This is a genomic window from Microcoleus sp. C2D2 (genome assembly GCF_036702495.1).
Lineage (GTDB): Bacteria > Cyanobacteriota > Cyanobacteriia > Cyanobacteriales > Microcoleaceae > Microcoleus.
Genome location: NZ_JAUBTO010000186.1, coordinates 1 through 6,333 on the forward strand (window position 1 = coordinate 1; position 6,333 = coordinate 6,333).

Annotated in this window: 2 protein-coding genes; both read left to right on the forward strand. The window is 46.5% G+C overall.

Annotated elements, in window-relative coordinates:
• Nucleotides 1–315: 315 nt before the first annotated feature.
• Nucleotides 316–1,398 carry a DUF5939 domain-containing protein gene (locus QUB61_RS34050; RefSeq protein ID WP_333190325.1) on the forward strand — a complete coding sequence of 361 codons (1,083 nt, stop codon included), beginning with the start codon at nucleotides 316–318 and terminating at the stop codon, nucleotides 1,396–1,398.
• A gap of 777 nt (nucleotides 1,399–2,175) precedes the next feature.
• Nucleotides 2,176–5,958 carry a chemotaxis protein CheB gene (locus QUB61_RS34055; protein ID WP_333135316.1) on the forward strand — a complete coding sequence of 1,261 codons (3,783 nt, stop codon included), beginning with the start codon at nucleotides 2,176–2,178 and terminating at the stop codon, nucleotides 5,956–5,958.
• Nucleotides 5,959–6,333 lie beyond the last annotated feature (375 nt).

Genomic DNA, 6,333 nt, shown 5'->3' on the forward strand with positions numbered 1-6,333 from the left:
ATGACTAATGACTAATGACTAATGACTAATGACTAATGACTAATGACTAATGACTAATGACTAATGACTAATGACTATAGTATCTTACTACAGACAGATGCAGCGCTCCCTCTTGGGATTAATCAAAGTAGCCGATACCTATGCCTAAATAGACATGACCTTGATGCTGCTAATTGGTTAAGATTTATAAACATCGGGGACATCGGCACAGGTGCAAACTCATCAGAATTCTCAGGCAAGAACAAGCTAGACGAGGCAATCACACAACATAATCTTTAGCAATTTCTTGCCCTGACGCTCAAAAGCAAGTGGATAATGAACATCGAACTATTAAAAGAAAAAGTAGAACAGCTCAAAAAACGTCCCAATTCGAGCAAAGGAACGATCGACCAAATCGAAAAATGGTTGCTGGGTTCCCACGTTTTGCAGAGATTGCGGATTAACCCTTACTACGTAGCAGGGGATACAGTCAAGAATATTAAAAGAATTACTTCGGAATTTCTGCACGGAGTCAAATCCGGTGCCTTCGACTTGCACTGGGATATTCACTGCCCGCACTGCAACATGATTACAGACGAATTCAAGGATTTGGCAGACACATCAGAAATGTCCTTTTGCCCGATGTGCGAGCGCGACTTTAAAATTGATTTGCTCGATCGCGTCGAAGTTACTTTTTCCCTGAACAAAGAAATCGAAGACCCGCAACTGCGGCCCGTCTGCGCTCCCCCTCCCGTACTCCAAAACAAACTGCAACTGGTAACGCCTTTATACTGCACCGAATCCGAGACTGTCACCTTAGAACAAGGTAGATACCGCTACTGCTGTCCCCTGACTTTAGCTAAAGGGATTTTAAAGGTTGAAGGCCCAGAAACAGAAGAGATACAAGAAATTAAACTCAAGCAGTTAGCCGGCAGCGATTTTGACAAAAAAGAGCTGACCGTGCGTCCGGGAAAAGTTAAGATAGAATTAACTAATACCGATCACAATTTGTCCGGGCTGATTTTGCATACAGAGCAATTGCCCCAGGAATTGCAATTAGAACAACTGCCCCTGCGGCTGTCAGGAATCCAATTGATTCATCACCCGGATTATAAGCGTTTGTTCGGCGAGCAAGTAATATCGGAAAGAGAGCGAGTCAAGATTCGGGCGATTACTATTATGTTTACCGATATTACCGGCTCTACCAGAATGTACGAAACGCTGGGAGATACCAAAGCTTACAATATTGTGCGCGACCATTTTGAAATTTTCTTTGAGTCGATCGAGAAATATGGCGGTAAAATCATTAAAACCATCGGCGATGCCGTCATGGCTTCCTTTATCAGCAACGAACAAGCAATTATGGCGGCAGTGGGTGCTGTGACCAGTTTCATATCATTTCCGGTTACACCGGAATGATGTTGACGGTTGACTGTTGACGGTTGACTGTTGACGCCGTGAACAGTCAACCGTCAACAGTCAACTCGAATTTACTATTCCGATGCTAACGGATTTGATATCAGAGAGTACAATTTAACTCGCCCCCAATCAGAGTGGATTCAAGTCAGAATAGGCCTTCACCGAGGTACGGGTTTGCTCGTAAATCTTAATAATTAGATCGACTATTTTGGTTCTCAAGAAAGTGAGGTATGCCAGATGCCCTATGCCCTATGCCCTATGCACGTCGGGTACCTAATGTTACTGAGAAAGGCTATATTTTGGTTCCACAGTCAACAAAGCCGCCCGCATCCAAAATCTTTCTAAAAGTGACGAAGTTTCGTTTTCCGAAGATGTTTACAGCGACCAAGGATTTTTAACAGCATTACAAGCTGCGGGAGTGTCCGAAATTCACAAACGTGTTGAAGATTTAAAGGGGATACAAGGCGCCCAAATCGCTTATACTGCTAGAATTAATACGGAATCTGTAATCGCACTTTCTGGTACACTGGTCGCCCAAAGAAACTAATTAAGCAAATATACCTAGTGATTGCCACCCTATTGTTGCGATCGCCACAACAGCAGATAGAGTTCTTCGATCGCGCTCAGATAATGGCTCCAGCAGTTTAGCTCATCCTTAAGGCAGTTGCCCAAGGCCGACAACTTAAGTAGGGTCTGATGAAAATAGTCCGAATTACTAAGCCTTACGCTTTCCAGATAAGCATGCTGCTAAATAACTGAAGTCCAGGACTTCGCACGATGAGTTCTAATCAATTATCTCAAGACAATACACCAGAATCGATCGCCTCCCGCTCGATCGAGATCGAACAATTACCTGAAACCGAGGCCGAGTTTCCCATTGTCGGAATTGCGGCCTCTGCCGGAGGCTTGGAAGCATTCACCGACTTACTCAGCCATTTGCCGGCCGATACGGGTATGGCGTTTGTGCTGATTCAGCATTTAGACCCGGATCACAAAAGTTTCCTCGCCGAGATTCTCTCCAGAACGACCCCAATGCCTGTTAATCAGGTACGAGACGGCGTAGCTGTAGAGCCGAATCAAGTCTACGTCATTCCGCCCAACACCAAGATGGTGGTATCTAAAGGCGTGCTGCAACTATCACCCCGCGAGAAGCTTTATGGCAAATATCTGCCGGCAGATGCGTTTTTGACATCCTTGGCGGTCGATCGCGGATACAAAGCGATCGCGGTAGTATTATCCGGGGCAGACGGAGACGGTTCGCTGGGGCTGATGGCAATCAAAGCAGCCGGAGGCATGACTTATGCTCAATGTGAAGAGACGGCAAAATTCGATAGTATGCCGAATACCGCTGTTGCGACAGGCAATGTCGATTTTGTTATGCCACCGCAAAAAATTGCCGAGGAACTCGCAAACTATAGTCGCAGTCAGTTTTTCAATCGCAGGCTTCCCCTGACAAAAGCTGAGGAATCGCCCGGAAAGGGAGATGCCCTGGCAACTATTTTTGCGCTGCTGAAATCGACCACAGGCGTTGACTTCAGCCAGTACAAACCGGCTACCGTGAACCGACGCATCCAGCGACGGATGGTATTGTACAAGGTAGAACTCTTGGATGATTACGCCCAACACCTTCAACACAATTCGGCTGAAGTCCAAGCTTTGTATGAAGAAATTTTGATCCACGTCACCAGTTTTTTCCGTGACAGCGAAGCCTTTCAAAAGTTAAAAGAGCTGGTTTTCCCCGCGATTACCCAAAATAAATCAGCAAATGCTCCGATTCGGATTTGGGTGGCGGGATGTTCGACTGGTGAAGAAGTTTATTCGATCGCCATTTGCTTGTTAGAGTTTTTGGGCGATCGAGTTATCCCGCCGCCGATCCAGATTTTTGCCACGGACATTTGCGAGGCGACAATCTCCAAAGCTCGGTCAGGCGTCTACTTAGAAAACCAGATGATAGACGTTTCACCAGAGCGACGTTCTCGCTTCTTTATTCTCCAAGAAGGAGGTAGTTATAGAATCTGCAAGGCCATCCGCGAACTGTGTATATTTGCCCGACAAGACTTAAGTAGTGACCCGCCTTTTGCCAATCTCGATTTAGTTACCTGTCGCAATGTGCTGATTTACTTGGGAGAGTCATTGCAAAAGAAAGTGCTGCCGATTTTTCATTACAGCCTTAATCCAACAGGCTTTCTCATGTTAGGTACTTCTGAGAGTACCGGCAGATTTTCATCCTTGTTTGATTCAGTGCATAACAAGTCTAAAATTTATGCAAAAAAGTTGACTGGAAAACCTCCCAGTTTATTCTTTACGCCGAGCTCCTATCCCGCCGTTAAAAAAGGTGAAGGGCAAAAAGTGAATGAAAGGTTGAGCAAGAGGTGTGACTTAGAGCGAGAAACTGACCAACTGATTTTGAATCACTATGGCCCAGCCGGTGTGGTTGTGGATGAGCAGATGAAAATCCTGCAAGTGCGGGGAGACATCTATCCTTACTTGAGAATCGCACCCGGAACGCCGGACTTAAATTTGCTGACAATGGCAAGGGCAGAATTGCTTGTTGAGCTTCGCACCGCGATTTATCAGGCACAAATGCAGAACCAGAGCGTTAGGAAAGAAGGGGTATCTATAGAAGCAGGCGCGCGATCGACTATCGTCAATATTGAGGTGAGACCGTTCCAGGCACACACCGTCGAAGCACGCTATTTATTGGTGGTATTTGAAGAGGTTTTACCCACGGCGGGCAACTTCTGCAGCCTCAATTCTCAAATCTGCACGAAATGTGATTTAGAGCCTGAAAATACGCGGTTGAGGGAGGAACTTGCCACCGCTAACCAAGCAAGAATAGTGGCTCAATCACACCTGGAATCGTTGATTCACGAGCAGAAAAATCTCAACGAAAACCTCAAAATTGCCAACGAAGAAATCCTATCGAGCAACGAGGAATTGCAAAGCACCAACGAGGAGCTAGAAACTGCCAAAGAAGAGATTCAAGCCGCTAACGAGGAACTCAGCACCACTAACGAGGAACTTCGCAGCCGATATTTTGAACAAAGCCAGCTCAATAACGATCTGACAAATTTGCTGGCTAGTATCCAGATCCCAGTCTTAATGCTGGCACAGGATTTAAAGATTCGACGCTTTACGCCAACGGCGAAGAAAATTTTTAATCTGATTCCCACAGATATTGGACGACCCTTTAGCGACATCCGATCGGCTCTTGAGGTTTCTGATTTGGAACAAATGATATTGGAGGTGATGGAGACTCTCAACTCGAAAGAACAAGCAGTTCAAACTTTATCGGGATATTGGTATAACCTCCGCATTCATCCTTACCGCACAACGGAAAACGTGATTGACGGTGTGGTAATACTTTTGCTCGATATTGATGCTCTTAAACGCAGTGCTAGAACCTTGGAGTCAGCCCGAAATTATGCTGAGGCGATCGTAGAAGCTGTGCCAACGCCTTTAGTTGCGCTAAATGTGGATTGGCAAGTGAAAAAAGCAAATCGAGCGTTCTATGAAACGTTTCAGGTTTTATCCTCCTATGAAACGTTTCAGGTTTCATCCTCAAAAATAGCGAATATTTCGCTGTTTGAGCTAGAGAACGGGCAGTGGAATATCCCCACATTGCGACGGCTTTTGGAAGATGTTCGGGTTAGTGATGTTCAGCTTATAAACTTTGAGTTGGAGCACTCGTTTGAGCAGCTAGGGCAGAAAACTATGCTGCTGAATGCTTGTAAAGTTGAACGAGAAAACCAGGTTCCAATGATTCTGTTGTCGATCGAGGATATCACCGATCGCAAGCGGTTGGAGACAGAGCGATCGCAGCTTTTGCAGCAGGAACAGTTAGCCCGCCAACAAGCAGAAAAAGCTAACCGAGTTAAAGATGAATTTCTGGCGAATCTCTCGCACGAATTGCGCAATCCCCTGACTCCGATTCTGGCGTGGTCACAAATCCTGCGATCGGGGAAACTGAAGGAAGCAGAAACTCATCGTGCTCTAGAGGTAATCGAACGCAGCGCCAGGGCGCAATCTCAGTTAATCGAAGATCTTCTCGATATTTCCCGGATTACCAACGGCAAGCTTCAACTGACTACCCGTTGGATCGATCTGCAGGTAGTGGTGCAAGCTGCGCTGGAGGGGGTTCAATTATCAGCCCAAGCAAAAAACATTCAAATTGTTTCGCATTTGAATTGTGCAACTGTCTTAGGCGATCAGGATCGCTTGCAGCAAGTTTTGTGGAATATCCTGTCTAATGCGATTAAGTTTACTCCGGCGGGGGGACGAGTGGAAGTCGTGATGCAGGAGCTCGAGAATCATGCTGAAGTTCGAGTCACCGACACCGGAAAAGGGATTGCGCCTGAGTTGTTACCGTATATTTTCGATCGTTTCCGCCAAGGAGATTCCAGCAGCACTAAGAAGGATCAAGGGCTGGGATTGGGCTTGTCGATAGTGTACCATCTTGTCGAACTGCACGGGGGAACGGTGCAAGCCGAAAGTCCCGGTGAGGAACAAGGAACTACAATAACTCTGAGATTGCCCTTGAGCCCCTCGCCCCAAGAGTAAGCTGTGTTGCATCTAGATTGCCTATGGTATTAGAGAGGGAGAGGGGGTGAAGGGGAGAGGGGGAGAGGATTTGACGATTTTTGATCGGGACTCGAAATATACAATTTAAATGCACAACAGCTTAGCCACCGACGATTGATATCAATTCCGGTTACACCGGAATGATGGGGAGTCGGGAGTCGGGAGTCGGGAGTCGGGGAATGTGGGATTATTGACCTTGACTTTATCATTCCGATGCAACCGGAAACGATATGATTGAAAGCCAACAGTTTTGGCTGCGCCTTCGGGGACGATCGGGAGTCGGGAGTCGGGAGTCGGGAGTCGGGAGTCGGGGAATGTGGAATTACTCACATCTTGCACCATTCTCAAGAACAG

Coding starts and splice junctions, on each gene's coding strand:
- QUB61_RS34050 (WP_333190325.1), top strand. CDS start 316: ATGAACATCGAACTATTAAAAGAAAAAGTAGAACAGCTCAAAAAACGT.
- QUB61_RS34055 (WP_333135316.1), top strand. CDS start 2,176: ATGAGTTCTAATCAATTATCTCAAGACAATACACCAGAATCGATCGCC.